Raw genomic sequence first — 19,610 nt, forward strand, 5'->3', positions numbered from 1 at the left:
CTACCGCTTCTACGAGCTGGTGCAGGTCTACGGCACGACCTGGAAGGAACTGATCCAGGAAGAATTCGGCGACGGCATCATGAGCGCCATCGACTTCGACATGACCATGGAGCGCCAGCCCGACCAGAAGGGCGACCGGGTGAAGATCGCCATGTCGGGCAAGTTCCTGGGGTACAAGAGCTACTGATCGAGCGGGTACTCGCGGAAGCGTGCGAGGCCGAATGTTTCAACGTTTTCTCCGGGCGGTGTTGTTCAACCGCGTAGGGGCCGACCATCAGGCTCAGGATAGCGCGGATCCAATCAACAGCATGCCCGGAGGTCTGCCCTCGGCCGTTTGACGGGCCGGGTTGCTCCACGTCGCTCGGGAAGGTTGAGTATCTGGCAGATCGTGACGAATGCGCGCCGACAAGGTATGCATTCGGCCAATGACTGATATCGCGACCTGGCTGGGTGAGCGCGGACTGTCCAAATACGAAAAGGCGTTCCGCGACCACGATATCGACTTTGATGTCCTCGCCTCTCTAACCGAGGACGAGCTGAAGGAACTCGGAGTTTCGTTGGGAGACCGCAAGCGGTTGCGGCGCGCACTCAACGAGAAGGAAGCCGGTGCCGCGCCGGCTCCTGCGACATCTCCTCCACAACTCCCGTTGCCGGCGATTGCGGCACCCGAGCGGCGCCAGCTCACCGTCTTGTTTGCCGACCTTGTCGCCTCTACGGCATTGTCGCGTACCCTCGATCCTGAGGACTTGCGGGACCTGCTCTCCACATATCATCAGGCCGTTGCCACGACGATTCGCGATGCCGGCGGGTTCGTGGCAAAGTTCATGGGCGACGGCATTCTTGCCTACTTTGGCTATCCGACCGCTAGCGAGGATGCCGCTGAACGCGCGGTGCGAGCAGGCCTCCGCATCACCGCGGTACTGAGGACGCTGCGAGCTCGCGATGGTCGGCAACTGGAGGCTCGCGTCGGTATTGCCACCGGTCCCGTCGTGGTGGGCGATATCCTGGGCGAGGACATCGCGCGCGAGATCAATGTCGTGGGCGAGACGCCAAATTTGGCCGCCCGCCTGCTGAGCGTGGGCGATCCCGGTAGTGTCGTGATAGCGGGCCCAACCCGGAGGCTGATCGGGAACCTCTTTGCGCTGCGTGACCTGCCGCCGCAGACCTTCAAGGGATTTCCCGAACCCGTTCCGGTTTTCGAGGTCATAGACGAGCGGCAGGGTATCAGCCGCTTCGAGGCGACGCGCCGAAACCGAGGATCGGCCTTTGTGGGGCGCGGACAGGAAGCTGGACTCCTCCTGGATCGTTGGCAGCAAGCGTGCGTGTTCGACGATCAGCTTGTATTGCTCAGCGGTGAGGCGGGCATTGGCAAATCGCGCATCACGGATTCTCTTTGGCAGGCCGTTGCCGCCGAGCCGCAGATCCGCCTGCGGTACCAGTGCACCCCGCACCATATCAACTCTGCGTTCTATCCGGCCCTTGCGCAGTTGAGTGCCGTGGCCGGGCTGCTTCCCGGCGACAATGCCGGTGCATTGATCAAACTCGCGACTGTTCTGCCTGAAACCAATGCGCAGCAGATCGCGTTGATCGCCTCGATGCTTGGCTACGACACGGGCGATGGCACGCTCGACGATTTGACGCCGGCACGCAAACGACAGCTTGTGCTCGATGCTTTTGCCGATCAGATAGCAGCCGATTGCCGCCGATTGCCGGTTCTCTGGATCATTGAAGATGCGCACTGGATCGATCCCACGACCGAGGCGCTGATCTCGCGAGTGCTTGATGGAGCCGGCAGGCAGCGTCTGATGGTGGTGGTGACTCATCGTCCCGAATACCGGCCGCCTTGGGGTTCGCATCCGATGGCGACCGCGCTGCCGCTTAGTCGGCTTTCGCGCACGAGCTCGGCCTTGCTGCTGCAAAGCTTGGCCAACGGCAAACCTCTTCCCGCGGAGGCCTCTGAATACATCACGAGCCGCGCTGATGGCGTGCCCCTCTTCATGGAAGAGCTTTTCAAGGCCATGTGCGATTCGGGTGCGTTGGTCGATCGTGAGGACCAATACGAACTCACGCGACCGCTGACTGGTACCGAAATTCCGGCGACCCTGCAGGATTCACTTATGGCGCGCCTTGACCGGTTGGCGCCTGCCAAGACGGTCGCCCAGCTCGGCGCAGCGATTGGCCGTGAGTTCGATCTCGGTCTCCTGCTCGCCATCTCAGGCTTGCAACCCAATGCGGTGGCTGAGGGGCTCGAGCAGCTGTTGGGCGCGGGACTTCTTTTCTCGCGTCAACAAGGCGCGACGACAACGTACATTTTCAAGCATGCGCTCATCCAGGATGCCGCTTATGGCACGATGCTGCGGCAGCGTCGGAAAGAGGTGCACGACCGGATTGCGCAAGCTCTTATCGGTGGGGGATCCGACCAGAGACCTGAACTGATCGCCCATCATTTCGAGGCGGCCGCCCAAGTTCGCGATGCGGCGATCTGGCTCGAGAGAGGTGGTGATGTGGCGTTTGCATCGGCATCTCACAAGGAAGCGTTGGTGTTGTGGAGACGGGCACTCGCGCTCGTGGCGTCGGATGACGATGGCCGACGTGCTCGCATCGGTCTGCTGCAGAAACTGTCTGCGGCGCTGCTGCAGAATGGATATTCGTCACTGGAGGCATTCGAGGCCGGCGAGGCTGCGCTTCAAGCCGCTATAGAGAGTGGCGATAGCGAGCTTTACGTTGGTGTCTGCGCCAGTAACGCGCCGACGCATTTTGCCCGCCAGGACTTTGACCGGGTGGAGCGCGAGCTGGCCTACGTCTCTTCGGCCCAGATCGACGATCTGCCGCCGATCGTTCGCGCCCAATACTATTCAATTCGAGGAGTCTGCCGCTTTCATGCCGGTTACATCGCAGATGCCTGCAAGGATCTGTCGGCCATTCTCGATTTCAAGGACGACGAAAGCCGCGACAGCTCCTTTGGCGGCGGCGACTCGCGTTGCTCCTCGATGAGCTACCTCGCGCGGTCGCAGCTCATCTACGGTCTTCCCACTACGGCCAGGGACCTGGCTCACAAGGCGCTCGATCGCGCACGGGCGATTAGTCACCCATATTCCATTGCGTGGTGCCTCGTGACGGTCACGCGCAACGCGCTTGTTCTGGGTGAGTACTCGGAGGTCTTGCGCCCGATACGGGAAAGCATCGAGCTTTGTGAGAGATACGGTTATGGGAGTCGCCTTGGTCAAGCGAGGGCGGCGCATGGCATTGCCATTGTAGCCACGGGCGACTCAGAAGGTGGTGCCGCCGAACTCGATAGCGGCCTCGCACTTTGGCGCAGGACCGGCAACAACTTCTCGCTCGATATGCTTCTCGTAGAAGCAGCCAATATGTTCTTCCGGATGGGCAACCTCGAACAGGCCCGTCGTTACGTAGTGCAGGCGAAAGCCTTGTACGGCGAGGTCGCGGAACGGACTGGATACGCGGAGTACCTCCGCATGTCCGGACGGATCCTGGAACTTGACGGCGACCGCATGGGGGCTGCCGCGAAGTATCGGGAAGCGGTTGCCTTCGCGGATATGCAATCGGCTAACCTTCACAAGCTTCGGGCCTGTAGCGACTTGGCGAAATTGCTGGCTGGTGATGGCGACCATAGAGCGGCGGAAGCTGTCCTGGCGCCGCCGCTCGATTGGTTCACCGAAGGTCATGACGCCTTGGACATCGTTGAGGCGAGGCAGCAGCTCAAGCGTGTTCTATCCGGGTGAGTTTGCGATCAGGCCGACCGTCGCACTCCTTGTGCGGCGGCCCTTCCTTGTGCCAGATTGTCAACAATCGACGATTCAGATGCAAGGGGTGGTAATTGGCTTTTTCCGATCTCTCGACGAGCGATGTCGGCGCGCTCTTCGAGCGGGTGCCCAAGGCGACGCTGCGCGCGCATATCGTCGAGCGGCTGCGGCATGCGATCCTGGCGGGCGACATTCCGCCGGGGGCGCCGCTGGTCGAGACGGCGCTGTCGGAGCGGTTCGACGTCAGTCGCGGGCCGCTGCGCGAGGCGTTGCGGCAGCTGATCGAGGAGGGGCTGGTCGTGACCGTGCCTTATACCGGCACGCACGTCGCCGAGCTCTCGGTCGAGGATGTCCACGAGATCTACTCGTTGCGCACCGTGCTCGAGACCTTCGCCTTCGAGCAGGTCTGGCCGCGCCGCGACGACCGGTTCCGCGCCGAGCTCCGGCGGCGCAACGACGTGCTGATCGCCTCGATCGATGCCGACGACGACCGCGCCAGCATCCTCAACGAGCTCGACTTCCACGGCCTCGTCTACGAGGCGAGCGGGCACAAGCTCCTGCAGCGCGCCTGGCACGGTCTGCGCGGCCGGCTGCAGCTCTACTGGGCGGCGCATCATCGCGCGCACGGACGGCGGGGCCCGAAGCGCGACAGCCATGACAGCTACATCGAGGCAGCCTTCGGCGCGGAGTTCGACGCGATGAAGGCCGAGATCGCCGATCACATGCGTCGCGGCGTCGAGACCACGGAGAAATTCCTGCGCTCGATGCCGGATCTGTCGGGGAAGCCAAAGAGGGGAGTCAAATCATGACCATCAATCGACGTTCGTTGTTCGCCGTCGCGGCCGCGAGTGCCGCCGCGCTGGCCATTCCGTTCGCCGCGCGCGCCGAGGGCACGCTCGACGAGGTGAAGAAGCGCGGCGTGCTCCGGGTCGGCGTCACCCAGGCGCCGCCCTGGTATTCGAAGGATCCCAAGACCGGCCAATGGGCCTCGGGCCTCGGCATCGAGATGGGCAAGGCGATGGCGCAGAAGCTGGGTGTAAAGTTCGAGCCGGTCGAAGTGACCTGGGGCAATGCGATCGCAGCCCTCCAGGGCGACAAGATCGACATCATGTTCATGCTCGACGCCACGGCCGAGCGCAAACAGGCCGCCAACTTCCCCGAATCGCCGCTCCTCTGGTACTCGCTCGCGGTGCTGGCGCGCGACGACCTCAACGCCAAGACCTGGGAGGACCTCAACAAGCAGGGCGTGCGCATCGCCGTGCCGCAGGCCTCGACCATGGACCGCTGGGCGACCCAGCATACGCCCAAGGCCGACATCCAGCGCTTCCCCGGCAATGCCGAGGCGATCGCCGCCTTCCAGTCGGGCCGCGTCGATGCCGTGCTGCTGTTCCATCCGCCGCTGCTGGCCGCGCGCCAGCGCCTCGGCAAGGGCAAGATTGTGGTGCCGCTGCCCGCCGAATCGCAGCCGTCGAGCGCGGCCCTGCGCAAGGGCGACACCGCCTTCACCGAATGGGTCGATAAGCAGTTCGCCGACTACTACAAGAGCGGCCAGACCCAGAAGTGGTACGAGCAGGCGATCGCCGACTTCGGCCTCGATCCCAAGTCCGCGCCGCCGGTCATGAAAGAGATGATCAAGTAGGCGGCCGCGCCACTTGGCCTATCAGTGGGACTTCTCGCCGGTCCTCGCCAACGCACCTTTGTTGGTCGAGGGGCTGGTGAACACGCTCCGGATCACGGGCACGGCGCTGGCGTTCGGCGTCGCGCTGGGGCTGGGACTGGCGCTGCTGCGCCTGTCGCCGCGGCGGTTCCTGTCGTGGCCGGCGGGCTTCGTCATCGAAGTGTTTCGAACGACGCCGCCGCTGGTCCAGCTCTTCTGGTTCTTCTTCGCCCTGCCGATCCTGGTCGGCATCGAGATGACGCCGTTCGTGGCCGGCGCTGTCACCTTCTCGATCCAGTCGGCCTCGTTCTTCGCCGAGGTTTTCCGCGCCGGCATCCAGTCGATCGAGCGCGGCCAGTGGGACGGCGCGCGGGCGCTCGGCATGCGCCACGACCAGGCGATGCGTCGGATCATCCTGCCGCAGGCGGTGAAGCGCATGATCCCGGCCTTCATGGAGCGCGCCATCGAGCTCATGAAGACGACGACCCTGATCGCCACCATCTCCTATGCCGACCTGCTGTTCGCCGCCAACGAGGTTTCGCAGAAGACGTTCCGGCCGCTCGAGACCTACACGGTCGTGGCGCTGATCTATTTCGTCGTGATCTTCCTCGCGAGCCAGGTCGCGCGCCTGGTCGAGCTGCGGCTGGCGCGCAGCGGCGAGAGCACAGTGCATTGAGCGGGGGGCACTGATGCGCTGGGACTTCGCCTCCGTCTTCGACAATACCGACGCGCTGCTGGTCGGCGCCGCCGGTACCCTGCGCATCTTCGCCATCTGCCTGGTGCTGGGCCTGAGCCTCGGGCTGATCGTTGGGCTGGGCCGCTATTCGCGCAACCGCTGGCTCCACATCCCGGCCACGATCTTCGTCGAGTTTTTCCGCAACACGCCGGTGCTCGTGCAGATCCTGTGGTTCTACTTCGCCCTGCCGATCCTGCTGCCCTTCCAGATCTCGCCGCTGGCCGCCGCCTCGCTCGGCATCTCGCTCAACTCGGCGGCCTTCTCGGCCGAGATCTATCGCGGCGGCATCCAGTCGATCGAGACCGGCCAGTGGGACGGCGCGCGGGCGCTCGGCATGCGCTGGGGCCAGGCGATGCGGCGCATCATTCTGCCCCAGGCGCTGAAGCGCATGCTGCCGGCGCTGACCAACCGCGCCATCGAGATCTTCAAGATGTCGACGCTCGCCTCGGCCGTGGCCTATGTCGAGCTGCTGCAGCAGGGCAAGCTGATCGCCTCGCTCAACTACAATCCGATCGAAGCCTATACCGCGGTGGCGGTGATCTTCTTCGTGTTCCTGTGGCCGCTGGTTCAGTTCAGCTACTTCCTCGAACGCCGCCTGAGACGGGACGAATGACGATCCTGAAAGTCACCGGCCTCACCAAGCGCTTCGGGAACACCGACGTGCTGCGCGGCATCGATCTCGAGGTGGCGCGCGGCGAACGCATCGCGATCCTCGGCGCCTCGGGCTCGGGCAAGAGCACCTTGCTGCGCTGCCTCAACTTCATGGAGCGGCCCGGCGGCGGCACCATCGCGCTCGACGGCCAGGTGCTGGGCCGCGAGGGTCGGGCCGGCGAGCGGAGCTATCCTGAAAGCGAGCTGATCCAGGTGCGCCAGCGGGTCGGCATGGTCTTCCAGCAGTTCAATCTCTTCCCGCACATGACCGCGATCGGCAACGTGATGGAGGGGCTGCGCACCGTGCGCGGTATGCCCAAGCCCGAGGCCGAGGCGCGGGCCGCCAAGGAACTGGCCCGGGTCGGTCTTGCGGAGAAGGCGGACACCTACCCGGCGCATCTCTCGGGCGGCCAGAAGCAGCGGGTCGCCATCGCGCGCGCGCTCGCCATGGACCCCGAGATGCTGCTGTTCGACGAGCCCACCTCGGCGCTCGATCCCGAGCTGGTGGGCGAGGTGCTGGCCGTCATCCTGGCGCTCGCCGAGGAGGGCCGCACCATGCTGCTGGTGACGCACGAGCTGGGCTTCGCCTACCACGTCGCGACACGCGTGATCTTCCTGGCCGACGGCGCCATCCACGAACAGGGCCCGCCGGACGAGGTCCTGAAGAACCCGAAGAAGGACCGCACCCGCGCCTTCCTCGCCAGCCACAAGCAATTCAGCTTCTAGTGCCGGCGATCCCAAAAATCCCCGTCGTCCTGAGCGGAGCCGCCCATGGGGCGGCGCAGCCGAAGGACCTCTTTTCCGGCGCACGGTGTGTCGAAGTGGAAGAAAGGTCCTTCGACTTCGCTTCGCTCCGCTCAGGACGACGGGTTCGTGTTGTCAAAACTGAACTCGTACTGATCTAGGGAAACGTCATGAGGCATGCCGGACGAGGTCCTCAAGAACCCGAAGAAGGACCGCACCCGCGCCTTCCTCGCCAGCCACAAGCAATTCAGCTTCTAGTGCCGGCGATCCCAAAAATCCCCGTCGTCCTGAGCGAAGCCGCCCGCAGGGCGGCGCAGTCGAAGGACCTCTTTTCCGGCGCATGGTGTGTCGAAGCGAAAAGAGGTCCTTCGACTTCGCTTCGCTCCGCTCAGGACGACGGGTTTGTGTTGCTAAACCTGAATTCTCATTGATCTAGGGAACATGCCATGACTACGGAACAGGCGAGCGCCCAGGCCTATCTGGCCGATGCGCGCAACGACCAGGTGCTGGTCTACGTGAACGGCGCGTTCGTGCCGCGGGGCGAGGCGAGCGTCTCGGTGTTCGATTCGGGCTTCGTGCTGGGCGACGGCGTGTGGGAAGGGCTGCGCCTCGTGAAGGGCCGCCTGATCAGCCTCGACGCCCATCTCGATCGCCTGTTCGAGGGCGCGCGCTCGATCGATCTCGACATCGGGCTCGACCGCGCCGGCGTGACGAAGGTCGTGACCGATACGCTGGCGAAGAACGGCATGACCGACGGCGCGCACATCCGCCTCATGATCACGCGCGGCCTCAAGAAGACGCCCAACCAGGATCCGCGCTTCGTGATCGGCAAGGCGACGATCGTCTGCGTCGCCGAATACAAGACGCCGATCCCCGAAGCGAAAGCCAAGGGCTACGCGCTCTTCACCTCGACCTTCCGCACGACCCAACCCGACCAGTTCGACCTGCGCCTCAACTCGCACTCTCGACTCAACCTCATCCAGGCGCTGATCCAGGCCATCAAGGCCGGCGCCGACGAGGCGCTGATGCTCGACCCGCGCGGCTTCGTGGCCTCGTGCAACTCGACCAACTTCTTCATCGTGCGCGGCCGCGAGCTGTGGACCTCCACCAGCCTCTACAGCTTCAAGGGCATCACCCAGCAGAACGTGATCGACGCCTGGCGCGCGGCCGGCAACGTCGCGAAGGAATGCGACTTTACGCTCGCGCAGGTCTATTCCGCCGACGAAGCCTTCGTGACCGGCACCCTCGGCGGCGTCACGCCGGTGACAAGGGTCGACGGCCGGCTCATTGCGGATGGCAAGGCGGGCAAGGTCACGAAGGAAGCGAGCGACCTCTACCTGAAATCGGTCGGAGCGCTGTGAAGGGACAGCGTTGCTAGCGTGCCAGCAATGCTGTCATCCCGATTGGGCAGGGACCGCTGGTCAGCGGCGAAATCGTAAGCTCGTTCAGGCCCTTACCTGGCGACATTGGCGCGCAATGGCCACGAAATAAACGAAATATACGAAACCAATGAAACGGAAAAACGCTCGAACCTCCTCCCCATCTGAATGGGGAGGCTTTAGATTTTACTCCGCCGCGAGCTTCCGTGCATCGCGTGGATCGCGCGTGAGCAGGCCGTCGGCCAAATCCCGTTCGATCATCGCGTCGGGGCGCTCGACGACCCGGCCGAAGCCGGCGCCGCCGCCCACGAACATCTCGACGATGTCGCCCTTGCCGAGGTCAATCGCGGCCTTGCTCTTCAGCTCCTCGACGCGGCCGTCGGCGCGGAAGACGCGGCAGGAACCGCGCTGGCCGGGCTCACCGCCCAGAAGGCCTTCAGGCGCCAGGCGGAAGCGGTCGGAGTAGATGGCGAGCTGCACATCGTCGTGCAGGATCTCGCAGCGCCGCGTGAAGCCCGCACCGCCGCGCCGGGCACCCAGGCCGAACGAATCGGGTGCCAGCTCGTAGCCGACGATGCGGAAGAAGCCGTAGTCGATGTCGAGGGACTCGACCGGCGCGTTGGAGCAGTTGCTGAGCGGCGAATCGACGGCATCGCAGCCGTCGGCGTCCTTCGAGGCACCGTAGCCGCCACCGAAGATCTCGAGATAGACGCTGTAGCCCTTCTCGCCGAGGTGGCTCAGGCAAAAGGCGGTGGTGCAGTCGAAGCCGGTGGCGATCACCTTGTCGGGCAGCGCCTGCGCCAGCGCCTTCATCACCGCGTTGAACACGCGATAGGCCGGGATCATGCGCGCCCGCACCGGCGCCGGCGGCCTGGGATTGAGCAGCGAGCCGTAGGGCACCTTGATCGCGATCGGCCGTGCCATGCCCTCGTTGTAGGGAATGTCGGGACTGGTCAGCACCGACTTCACGCAGGCGAGCGCCGCCGACAGCGTGCTGGAGTAGGGACAGTTGAGGTTGCGCTTCACCTGCGCGCAGGTGCCCTCGAAATCGATCTCGACCGAATCGTCGGCGATGGTGACCTTGGCCTTCACCACCAGCGGCTCGTCGCTGAGGCCATCGTCGTCGACCGCATCCTCGCCGTAGAAGGTGCCCTTGGGGGCTTGCGCGATGGCGGCGCGCACGCGACGCTCGGAATAATCCTGCATCTCGTGCATCGCCGCCTCGACCTTGTCGGTGCCGTAGCGCTCGCAGAGCTGCTTCACCCGCATCACGCCGATCGCGTTGGCGGCGAACTGGGCGTTGAAGTCGCCGATGGTGAGGTCGGGCACGCGCACGTTGGCCGTCACCAGCCGCTCGAACGAGCCGCCGTTCCAGTCGTGTTCGAAACTGTAGCGCGAGGGCGGGAAGCGCAGCCCCTCCTGGTAGACGTCGGAGGCATGGATGTTGAGGCCGGGCGCGCCGCCGCCGAGGTCGAGATGGTGCGCCACCGAGGCGCCGAAGCCAACGACCCGGCCGTCCACGAAGATCGGCGTGAAGATGAAGACGTCGGGAATGTGCTGGCCGCCCTCGAACGGGTCGTTGTTGATCAGGAAGTCGCCTTTCCTCAGCGTCTCGACGGGATGACGGCGCAGGCAGGCGCGCAGGGTCTCGCCGATGGGGCCGAGCTGCATCGGGATCAGCTCGGCCTGCGCCACCGTGTTGCCGTCGCGGTCCATCAGGCCGGCCGAGCCGTCGCGCGCTTCGCGCAGGATGGTCGAGTAGGCGGAGCGGATCAGCTTCACGCCCATTTCCCGGGCGGCAGCGATCAGCGCCTGGCTGATGACGGCATAGTCGATCGGGTTCATGGTCATGGGAGCGCGCCACTCCAGTGGCGCTCGAGAATCATGATGCGCCACTGGAGTGGCGCGCTCCGATGAATCATGACGTCCTCCGCAGGATCAGATTGTCCGCTTCGTCGAGCCCGGCCGTCCAGCCGGGCGGTACCCAGGTCGTGGCCGTGTAGCCCTCGATGACTGCCGGGCCCGTGATCGCCTGACCCGCGGCCAGCGCTTCGGCCGTGTGACGGTCGCAGTCGAGCCAGGCCTCGCCATGGAAGATCTTCGCCTGTTCGGGCGCGCGCTGCTCAAGCGTCTCGCGGTCGAGCTTCGGGGCGCCGCCGATGGGGAGCGTGGCGCCGACCCTCAGGGTCACGATCTCGACGGGACGGTCGAGATTGGCGCCGTGCATGAAGGTGCGGTGATGGGCGTCGGCGAACAGTCCGGCGAGATAGGTCGCGTCGAGCGAGCCCAGCCGATCGGCCGGAATCTCGACGCCGACCTCGAAGGCCTGGCCGACGAAGCGCATATCGAGCGTGTGGGTGTAGTCCAGCGTGCCCGGCAGCTTCATCTCGGCGAACTGCGCGGCGAGTCGCTCGCGCATCTCGCCGAAGACGCGGTCGGCCTCGCGTGCCGCGGTGTCGTCGAGCTTCATCTTGCGCGTGACGGCGTCGAACTTGGTGTAGTCGGAGGCGACCAGCCCGTAGGCCGAGATCACGCCGGCATTGGGCGGAACCACGATGGTGGAGATGCCGAGTTCCTCGGCGATGCGGGCGGCATGCAGCGGGCCCGCGCCGCCGAACGGCACCAGCGCATAGTCGCGCGGATCGCGGCCGCGTTCGGTCGAGACGAGCTGGATGGCGCGCACGATGTTGGCGTCGGCGAGCTGCAGCGCCGAGGAGGCGGCCTGCTCGACACTGAGAGAGAAGCGTTCGGCCAGCGGTTCGAAGGCGCGCCGTGCGGCCTCGCCGTCGAGCTTCATGCGGCCGCCCAGGAAGGCGCCCGGCCGGATCGTGCCGATCACGATATGCGCGTCGGTCGTCGCCGGTTCGGTGCCGCCGCGGCCGTAGCAGGCGGGACCGGGATCGGCGCCGGCGCTCTGCGGGCCGACCCTCAGCATGCCGCCATCGTCGACCCAGGCGAGCGAGCCGCCGCCGGCGCCCACGGAAACGATGTCGAGCACGGGCGTGCGGATCGGCAGCCCGTCGATCTCTGTCTCGGCCGCCAGCGAGGGGCGGCCGTCCTGCACCAGGCAGACATCGGTCGAAGTGCCACCCATGTCGAAGGTGATGAGGTCCTTGAACCCGGAGCGCGCCGCCTGGCGCGTCGCGCCGACGACGCCGGCCGCGGGACCGGAATAGAGCGCGGTGATCGCGCTCTGGCGCATCGCCTCGGCAGGCAGGCGTCCGCCGTTGGACTGCATCACGGTGAAGCGGCCCTTGAAGCCGGCCTCGGCGAGCTTGTTCTCGAAGCGATGCAGGTAGCCGTCGATCACCGGCTGCACATAGGCGGAGAGCAGGGTCGTCGAGGCGCGTTCGAATTCGCGGAACTCGCGCGCCACCTGATGGCTGCAGGTCACCAGCACGCCGGGCAGCGCCTCGGCGATCAGCGCGGAGAGCCGCTTCTCGTGTACCGGATCGGCATAGGCGTTCAGCAGGCAGATCGCGACCGCGCGATAGCCGCCGTCCCTGAGGGCGGGCAGCAGCTGGGCTTTCACCTTCGCTTCGTCGAGCGGCGTCTCGACGGAGCCGTCGGCGCGCAAGCGTTCGACCGCCTCGAAGCAATCCTTGCGGCGCACCGGCGGCGCGGGCTTGGCATAGAAGAGATCGTAGATGTTGCGCCGGTCGTGGCGCTGCATGAACAGCAGGTCGCGGAAGCCCGCCGTCGCGACGAAGGCCACGGTCGCGCCCTTGCGCTCCAGCACGGCATTGGTGGCGACGGTCGAGCCGTGGCCGAGATCTTCGATGCGCGCGAGATCGATGCCCGACGCGGTGAGGGCCGCGAAGGCGCCGACATCGGGCGACTTCGGCGTGCTCGGCACCTTGGTGACGACGACCCGGCCGCCCTCGACGGCGACGAGGTCGGTGAACGTTCCGCCAACCTCGACGCCGACGCGCATCGTCCGCGCGCCTAGGCTTCGGGGCCGGAAGGGCTGCCGAGCCTGGCCTGCAGATCGGCGATCTGCTTCTTCAGCTCCTCGTTCTCCTCGCGCGCCTTGGCGGCCATCGCCTTCACGGCATCGAACTCGTCGCGCCGCGGAATGTCCATGCCGTCCAGGATCTTGGCGATCTGGTCGCGGAAGCGGGCCTCGACCTCGTCCTTCATGCCGGTCAGCGCGCCCATGGCGCCGTTGGCCACCTTGGTGAGGTCGTCGATGAACGGATTGCGGGTTTGCATGGCAGGTCTCCTGATGCGGCGAGTATGGGCGGCTGGTAGCATCCGGCGCAAGAAGCACTGGAGGACGCCGTGAGTCTGGTCAAAGTCGAGTCGAGCGAAGGCATCACCACCATCACCATGGCGCGCCCGGAGAAGCGCAACGCGCTCACCCAGGAGCTGTGCGACGGGCTCTACGAGGCCTATCGCGCCTTCGAGGCGGGCGACGACCTGGTCGCGGTGCTGCAGGCCGACGGACCGGCCTTCTGCGTCGGTGCCGACCTCACCAATCCACCCGCCGCCATGTGGAAGGCCGTGCCGCATGTCAGCCACGCGCTCACCAAGCCCGTGATCGCCGCCACCCAGGGCTGGGTGATCGGTGGCGGCATCTGCCTCGTGATGACCTGCGATCTCATGGTGTCTGCAGATACGACGAAATTCATGTACCCCGAGGCCAAGGTCGGCGTGTTCGGTGGTCTGATGCCGGGCATTGTCTCGCGCATGCCGCACAAGGTCGCGATGGAACTGCTGCTGCTCGGCGAGGAGATCTCCGTGAAGCGCGCCTATGACGTCGGCTTCGTGAACAAGGTCGTGCCGCTCGGCGAGGAACGCGCCGAGGCGCGCCGCATGGCTTCGGTCATCGCCCAGTCCGCGCCGCTGGTGATCCGCACCCTGCGCGACTTCGCCAACCAGACCCTGCCGCGCGGCCCGGCCGAGGTCTTCGTGCCCGAGCGCTACAAGCTCGAGACCATCGCCAATTCGGAGGATCGCAAGGAGGGCGCCGCCGCCTTCCGCGAGAAGCGCTCCGCCAAATTCAAGGGACGCTAGGACAATGGGCAAGCTGCTGCTGGTCGGTTGCGGCAAGATGGGCGGCGCCATGCTCGACGGCTGGCTGGCGCGCGGCCTCCCGGCCGCCGACATCGTCGTGGCCGAGCCGGTCGAGGCGATCCGCCCTCGGCACGCCGGCGTCCGCGTCGTCTCCTCCTCGGCCGAGGTGACGGAGGCGCCGGCGATCGTCGTGCTGGCGGTGAAGCCGCAGTCGATGGACGAGACGCTGACCGATCTCCGGCGGTTTGCCGGGCAGGGCGCGGTGTTCCTGTCGATCGCGGCCGGCAAGACGCTGGGCTACTTCGCCGCCCGTCTCGGCCACACGGCCAAGATCGTGCGCGCCATGCCCAACACGCCGGCGGCGGTTCGCCAGGGCATCACCGTGGCGACGGCGGCGGCGAGCGTGACGGCGGCGGAGCGGAAGCGCTGCCACGAGCTGCTCGAAGCGGTCGGCCAGGTCCTGTGGGCCGACGACGAGGCGCTGATGGATCCGGTCACGGCGCTCTCGGGCAGTGGCCCGGCCTATGTCTTCCTGCTGGTCGAGGCGATGGCCGCGGCGGGCGTGAAGGCCGGCCTTCCAGCCGAGATGGCCATGCAGCTCGCCCGCGCGACCGTGGCGGGCAGCGGGGAGTTGCTGAAGCAATCGAAGGAGCCGGCGTCGCAGCTGCGCGTTAACGTCACCAGTCCCGGCGGCACGACCGCCGCAGCCCTGCAGGTCCTGATGGCAAGCGACGGCATCCAACCGGTGTTCGACAAGGCTCTCGCGGCCGCCTCTCATCGTTCGAAGGAACTGGCGGGATGAGTGCGGATGGCGAGAAAGCACTCGACGCCTTCCTCGGCCTGATCGCCGAGAAAGGCTATGCCGACGTGGCGTTGCGCGACGTCGCCGAGGCGGCGGGGCTGGGCTTCGCCGATCTCTATCGCCTCTACCCCGACAAGACCGCGCTGGCGGCGGCCTTCATGGCGCGCATCGACGCGGAGGTGATGGCGGGAACGCCGTCCTCGGTCGATCCGGAGGAGACGGCACGTGATCGCCTGTTCGACGTGATGATGCGCCGCTACGACGCACTCCGGCCCTACCGTGCGGCGCTGCGGGCGCTGCGTCGCGCGGGGACGCGCGACCCGATGCTCGCGATGGCGATGGGACCGGGCCTTCGCCGCTCGATGGCGGCGATGCTGGAAGCTGCGTCGCTGGCCAGCGATGGGGTCCCCGGTGCGCTGCGGCAGAATGGCCTGCTGGCCATCCACTACGCCGTATCGCGGGTGTTCGACCGGGACGACACCCAGGATCTCTCCAAGACGATGGCGGCGTTGGACAACCGCCTGAAGACGGCCGAGCGCTGGTCGCAACTCTTTGACAAATATGTGAAATCTCCGCGCGCCAGCGCGCCGCCCGAATCTCCGGTTTCGCCCGAGGCGTGAGGATTTTGTGCAGTGCACAAAAACTCCCCTTGACTCACTGCAATGCATCCCTAAATTGAGCTTCATTGTGCACCGCAGCAAAGCGGGGCACCCCAGCTCAGCCTTGCTTTGTCCCCCAAGGAGATATCCATGTACGCCAACGGTGCCTTCAAGAACCCCTTCGCCGACTTCGACTTCAGCAAGGTCGCCGGTGAGTTCAAGCTCCCGACCGTGAATGTCGAGACATTCGTCGAGACCGCTCGCAAGAACTTCGCGACCATCACCTCGCTCAACACCGCCGCCGTCGAGCAGATGAAGACGATCGCGCAGCGCCAGGGCGACATGGTCCGCGCCGCGATGGAAGACTTCTCCAAGCACGGCAGCGAAGTCCTCGCCGCCGCGACCGTCGAGGAGAAGGCCGCCAAGCAGATCGACTTCATCAAGAAGTCCTACGACTCGGCCATCACCAACACCAAGGAACTGGCCGACCTCTACACCAAGAGCCAGGCCGATGCCGTGACGGCGCTCAGCGCCCGCGTCGCCGAGCTGACCGAAGAGGTCAAGGCCGCGATCGCCAAGAAGTAAGCGTTTCAGCGTAAGCGTCGATCGGCCAGTCGCCGATCGGGAAGGGGCCGCATTCGCGGCCCCTTTTCTTTTGCGCCCACCGCTCTAGTTTCGGCCCATCATGGCAAACATCGCTTACGAAGATTTCGAACGGGTCGACATCCGTGTCGGCACGATCCTCGAAGCCGCGCCCCTCGAAGGCGCGCGCAAACCCGCCTATCGCCTGCTGATCGATTTCGGTGGTGGGATCGGCACGAAGAAATCCTCGGCGCAGATCACCATCCACTACACGCCGGAAGAACTGGTCGGCCGTCAGGTCGCCGCCGTGGTCAATTTCCCGCCGCGCCAGATCGGCAGGTTCATGTCCGAAGTCCTGACGCTCGGCTTCCCCGCCGCCGATGGCAGCGTCGTGCTGATCGCACCGACCAAGCCCGTGCCCAACGGCGGCAAGCTGTTCTAGGTGCGGCCTAGAAGACCTTGTGGATCCAGCCGTGCGGGTCGGCCGTGCGGCCGCGCTGGATGTCGACGAGGACGGCCTTGAGTTCCTCGGTCTTTGCGCCCGAACCGCCATTACCGATCCTGAATTCGCCGTCCTTGCTGCGAACCGTGCCGATCGGCGTGACGACGGCGGCGGTACCGCAGGCGAAGGCCTCACGCAGGCGGCCGCTGGCGGCATCCTTGCGCCACTGCTCAATCGAATAGCGCTCCTCGCTCACCTTGATGCCCTTGTCCTTGGCCAGAGTGAGCAGCGAGCTGCGCGTGATGCCGGGCAGGATCGTGCCGCCGAGCGGCGGGGTGATCATCGAGCCGTCGTCGAACACGAAGAAGATGTTCATGCCGCCCAGCTCCTCGATCCAGCGCTGTTCGACGGCATCGAGGAACACGACCTGGTCGCAGCCGTGACGCGTCGCCTCGGCCTGCGCCTGCAGGCTGGCGGCGTAGTTGCCGCCGCACTTGGCCGCGCCAGTCCCGCCGGGGGCCGCGCGGGTGAAATCCTCGGAGACCCAGACCGACACCGCCGGCGCATCTGTCTTGAAGTAGGCGCCGACCGACGAGGCGATGACGATGAAGAGGTAATCCGACGAGGGCTTCACGCCGAGGAAGATCTCGTTGGCGAACATGAAGGGCCGGATGTAGAGACTGCCGTCGCCCTCCGGAATCCACGCGCGGTCGATCTTCACCAGCTGGTCGACGGCCTCGAGGAACACGTTCTCGGGCAGGACCGGCATGGCGAGCCGCTCGGCCGACTGCTGGAAGCGGCGGGCGTTCTCCAGCGGGCGGAACAGCGTCGCGCCGCCGTCGGCCGTGCGATAGGCCTTCAGCCCCTCGAAGATCTCCTGGGCGTAGTGGAGCACGGCCGCGGCAGGATCCATCGGGATCGGCGCGCGCGGCTCGACCTTCGCATCGTGCCAGCCCTTGGACTCATGGTAGCGGATGGTGACCATGTGATCGGAGAAGACGCGGCCGAAACCCGGATTCTTGAGGAGTTCCGCGCGCTTCTCGGCGGGAAGCGGCGACGGATGGGGAACGTGCGTGAACTGAAGCGGTGTCTTGGACATTGTCTTGGACATTTCTCTCTGAAGTATTTCCTTCAGTCTACCACAGGCGGCCGGGCCGCAAGTCCCGGGGCGCCGCTCACAGCGGAATTCGCACGATCACGCGCAAACCGCCGAGCGGTGAGGCCGCCAGCGTGACGTCGCCGCCGTGGCTGCGCGCTACGTCGCGGGCGATACTAAGGCCCAACCCCACCCCGCCGGTCGCGGCATTGCGCGACTGGTCGAGACGCAGGAAGGGCCGGAACACGTCCTCGTACCTCTCGGGCGGGATGCCGGGACCGTTGTCGTCGACCGTGATCTCGACCGACGTCCGGCCGCGCACGGCCTCTATCCGGATCTCGCTGGCGTAGCGCTGCGCATTGGACACGATGTTGGTCAGGCAGCGCTTGATGGCAATCGGCCGCAGCTCGACGTTCATGTCGCCCTTCCAGGAGAGCTCGAGGCTGGCATTGCCGTGGCGCGCGCCGGCTGCGACATCCTCGAGAATCTCGGAGAGGTCCGACATGACCGGATCCTCGTCGCCCTCGCCGCGCGCGAAGGCGAGATAGCCCTCGATCATGCGCTGCATGTCGTCGACGTCGTCGGACAACTCCCGCACCTCCGGCGAGTCCGGCAGCAGCGCCAGCGAGAGCTTCATGCGTGTGAGCGGCGTGCGCAGGTCGTGGCTGACGCCGGCCAGCATCTCGGTGCGCTGCTGGATCGAGCGGCGCAGGCGGATGCGCATCGTGTGGAAGGCGGTGGCGGCGTTGCGCACCTCGCGGGTGCCACCGGAGAAGGCGAAGTCGGGCACGTCGCGTCCCTTGCCCAGGGCGTCGGCCGCCACGCCGAGATGCTCGATGGGCACAAGCTCGCGCCGCATGAACCAGATCGCGAGGCCGAACAGGACCAGCGCAAGGCCGAGCTGGGCCAGGACATAGGCGAAACTAGAGCCGAAGGTGAGGCGCACATGCGGCACCAGAATGTCCATCACGTCGCCGTCCGAGAGCTGGATCTCGACCAGCAGCTGGCCGCCGCCGATATTGTTGTCGAGGAAGAAGGGCCGCTTCAGGTCGGCCTCGAGCGCGCCCTGCACCTCGCGCGCCACGATGTCGAAATATTCCGGCTCCTTGAAGGGCCGCACGATGCCCTTGCGGAACGACACGAACAGCAGCAGATCCTGCGCGGAGCGGCGCAGGATCCAGTCGCGATGCTCGTCGTCTGGGAAGTCCGAGCGCAGCGAGATCAGCAGGCGCAGGTCGCGGACCAGCAGGATGGCGAGGCGGTTGGTGACGTTGTCACCGCGCTGGCTGTAGAACCACCAGGCAGACAGCGCCTGCAGCAGGAGCATCGGCACGACGATGATGATGAGGGCGCGCGCGAACAGGGTTTGCGGCGAATGCCTGTCCGACCACTGCGCGATGCGCTCGAAAATGTCGCCGACGGCACTCCACTTCATGCGTCGACCAGCCGGTAGCCCTGGCCGCGCACCGTGCGCAGGTAGCGCGGGAACGACGGGTCGGGCTCGATCTTGCGCCGCAGCCGCGTCACCTGCACGTCGATGGCGCGCTCGTTCACGGACGCGCCGATGATCTTGCAAAGCGTCTCACGGCTCAGCACCTCGCCGATACGGCCGGTGAAGGCGCGCATCAGGGCAATCTCCGCGTCAGTCAGCGCCATGCGCTTGCCCTTGACGGTGAGTTCGCCCAGTTCGAGGTCGAACTGCATGGGGCCGAACGTAACCTGGCGCTGGGCTTCGGAGGCGGCGGCCGTGCCGGCCGGCCGGCCCCGGCGCAATACGCTCTGGATGCGCAGCAGGAGTTCACGCGGCTCGAAGGGTTTGCCGAGATAGTCATCGACGCCCCGCTCCAGGCCGGCAATGCGATCCTTGGTCTCGACCATCGCCGTCAGCATCAGGATCGGCACGTCGTCGGTGCGCCGCAGCTCGGTCGCGAATTCGAGTCCGGTCTCGCCGGGCATCATGACGTCGAGCACGATCAGGTCGAAATCGAGCGAACTCAGCCGCTGGCGCGCCTCCGAAGCGCTGGCCGCGGTCGAGACGCGGAAGTCGTTGCGCGACAGGAACGACTTCAGGAGTTCGCGCAGGCGCGTATCGTCGTCGACGACCAGGATGTGCGGCTTTTCGGTCGACGCGTCCATGGCGCG

Annotated in this window: 18 protein-coding genes and 1 pseudogene; 13 read left to right on the top strand and 6 right to left on the bottom strand. The window is 66.0% G+C overall.

Annotated elements, in window-relative coordinates:
- From EPO41_RS15235 to EPO41_RS15270, 8 genes and pseudogenes are all read left to right on the top strand, one after another.
- Positions 1-187, top strand: a pseudogene (locus EPO41_RS15235) (cyanase); the annotation flags it as partial.
- 208 nt (positions 188-395) lie between these two features.
- Positions 396-3,743: an adenylate/guanylate cyclase domain-containing protein gene (locus tag EPO41_RS15240; protein WP_296326600.1), complete on the top strand. Its 3,348-nt coding sequence runs from the start codon at positions 396-398 to the stop codon at positions 3,741-3,743.
- A gap of 95 nt (positions 3,744-3,838) precedes the next feature.
- A complete protein-coding gene (locus EPO41_RS15245) occupies positions 3,839-4,573 on the top strand; it encodes a GntR family transcriptional regulator (RefSeq protein WP_296326601.1) in 735 nt (244 codons plus the stop codon).
- Positions 4,570-5,403: a transporter substrate-binding domain-containing protein gene (locus EPO41_RS15250; protein ID WP_296326603.1), complete on the top strand. Its 834-nt coding sequence runs from the start codon at positions 4,570-4,572 to the stop codon at positions 5,401-5,403. Before EPO41_RS15245 ends, EPO41_RS15250 begins: the two co-directional genes overlap by 4 nt.
- Positions 5,404-5,416: 13 nt before the next feature.
- Positions 5,417-6,097: an amino acid ABC transporter permease gene (locus EPO41_RS15255; protein WP_296326605.1), complete on the top strand. Its 681-nt coding sequence runs from the start codon at positions 5,417-5,419 to the stop codon at positions 6,095-6,097.
- A 13-nt stretch (positions 6,098-6,110) separates the two neighbouring features.
- The gene (locus EPO41_RS15260; RefSeq protein ID WP_296326607.1) at positions 6,111-6,770 is read left to right on the top strand and encodes an amino acid ABC transporter permease; all 660 of its coding nucleotides are present in this window, start codon (positions 6,111-6,113) and stop codon (positions 6,768-6,770) included.
- The gene (locus EPO41_RS15265; protein WP_296326608.1) at positions 6,767-7,534 is read left to right on the top strand and encodes an amino acid ABC transporter ATP-binding protein; all 768 of its coding nucleotides are present in this window, start codon (positions 6,767-6,769) and stop codon (positions 7,532-7,534) included. Before EPO41_RS15260 ends, EPO41_RS15265 begins: the two co-directional genes overlap by 4 nt.
- 464 nt (positions 7,535-7,998) lie before the next feature.
- A complete protein-coding gene (locus tag EPO41_RS15270; protein ID WP_296326610.1) occupies positions 7,999-8,913 on the top strand; it encodes an aminotransferase class IV in 915 nt (304 codons plus the stop codon).
- Between the two features lie 204 nt (positions 8,914-9,117).
- Here the strand turns inward: EPO41_RS15270 and EPO41_RS15275 are convergent, their stop codons facing one another.
- The 3 genes from EPO41_RS15275 to EPO41_RS15285 all read right to left on the bottom strand — a co-directional run bounded on the left by EPO41_RS15275 (position 9,118) and on the right by EPO41_RS15285 (position 13,143).
- Entirely contained in the window at positions 9,118-10,782 is a 1,665-nt protein-coding gene (locus tag EPO41_RS15275; protein WP_296326612.1) for a hydantoinase B/oxoprolinase family protein, read from the bottom strand.
- 67 nt (positions 10,783-10,849) lie between these two features.
- Positions 10,850-12,865, bottom strand: a complete 2,016-nt coding sequence (locus EPO41_RS15280) for a hydantoinase/oxoprolinase family protein (RefSeq protein ID WP_296326614.1) — start codon at positions 12,863-12,865, stop codon at positions 10,850-10,852.
- Between the two features lie 11 nt (positions 12,866-12,876).
- A complete protein-coding gene (locus EPO41_RS15285; protein WP_296326617.1) occupies positions 12,877-13,143 on the bottom strand; it encodes an accessory factor UbiK family protein in 267 nt (88 codons plus the stop codon).
- A gap of 69 nt (positions 13,144-13,212) precedes the next feature.
- On the opposite strand from EPO41_RS15285, the gene EPO41_RS15290 reads away from it, so the two are divergent.
- The 5 genes from EPO41_RS15290 to EPO41_RS15310 all read left to right on the top strand — a co-directional run bounded on the left by EPO41_RS15290 (position 13,213) and on the right by EPO41_RS15310 (position 16,372).
- Positions 13,213-13,947 (top strand): enoyl-CoA hydratase-related protein, encoded by a 735-nt coding sequence (locus EPO41_RS15290; RefSeq protein ID WP_296326619.1) that lies wholly within the window; start codon positions 13,213-13,215, stop codon positions 13,945-13,947.
- 4 nt (positions 13,948-13,951) lie between these two features.
- Positions 13,952-14,749, top strand: a complete 798-nt coding sequence (gene proC / locus EPO41_RS15295) for a pyrroline-5-carboxylate reductase (RefSeq protein ID WP_296326621.1) — start codon at positions 13,952-13,954, stop codon at positions 14,747-14,749.
- Positions 14,746-15,369 (top strand): TetR/AcrR family transcriptional regulator, encoded by a 624-nt coding sequence (locus EPO41_RS15300; RefSeq protein WP_296326623.1) that lies wholly within the window; start codon positions 14,746-14,748, stop codon positions 15,367-15,369. Before proC ends, EPO41_RS15300 begins: the two co-directional genes overlap by 4 nt.
- A gap of 129 nt (positions 15,370-15,498) precedes the next feature.
- Positions 15,499-15,933 carry a phasin family protein gene (locus tag EPO41_RS15305; protein WP_296326625.1) on the top strand — a complete coding sequence of 145 codons (435 nt, stop codon included), beginning with the start codon at positions 15,499-15,501 and terminating at the stop codon, positions 15,931-15,933.
- 100 nt (positions 15,934-16,033) lie between these two features.
- Positions 16,034-16,372, top strand: coding sequence for a tRNA-binding protein (locus tag EPO41_RS15310; RefSeq protein WP_296326626.1), 339 nt, complete (start codon positions 16,034-16,036; stop codon positions 16,370-16,372).
- 7 nt (positions 16,373-16,379) lie between these two features.
- Here EPO41_RS15310 and EPO41_RS15315 read toward each other — a convergent pair whose 3' ends face one another.
- The 3 genes from EPO41_RS15315 to EPO41_RS15325 all read right to left on the bottom strand — a co-directional run bounded on the left by EPO41_RS15315 (position 16,380) and on the right by EPO41_RS15325 (position 19,604).
- A complete protein-coding gene (locus EPO41_RS15315; protein WP_296326628.1) occupies positions 16,380-17,471 on the bottom strand; it encodes a branched-chain amino acid aminotransferase in 1,092 nt (363 codons plus the stop codon).
- Between the two features lie 76 nt (positions 17,472-17,547).
- A complete protein-coding gene (locus EPO41_RS15320) occupies positions 17,548-18,903 on the bottom strand; it encodes an ATP-binding protein (protein WP_296326630.1) in 1,356 nt (451 codons plus the stop codon).
- The gene (locus EPO41_RS15325; RefSeq protein ID WP_296326632.1) at positions 18,900-19,604 is read right to left on the bottom strand and encodes a response regulator; all 705 of its coding nucleotides are present in this window, start codon (positions 19,602-19,604) and stop codon (positions 18,900-18,902) included. Before EPO41_RS15325 ends, EPO41_RS15320 begins: the two co-directional genes overlap by 4 nt.
- Positions 19,605-19,610 lie beyond the last annotated feature (6 nt).

The organism is Reyranella sp., assembly GCF_004297265.1.
In the GTDB taxonomy this organism is placed as follows: domain Bacteria; phylum Pseudomonadota; class Alphaproteobacteria; order Reyranellales; family Reyranellaceae; genus Reyranella.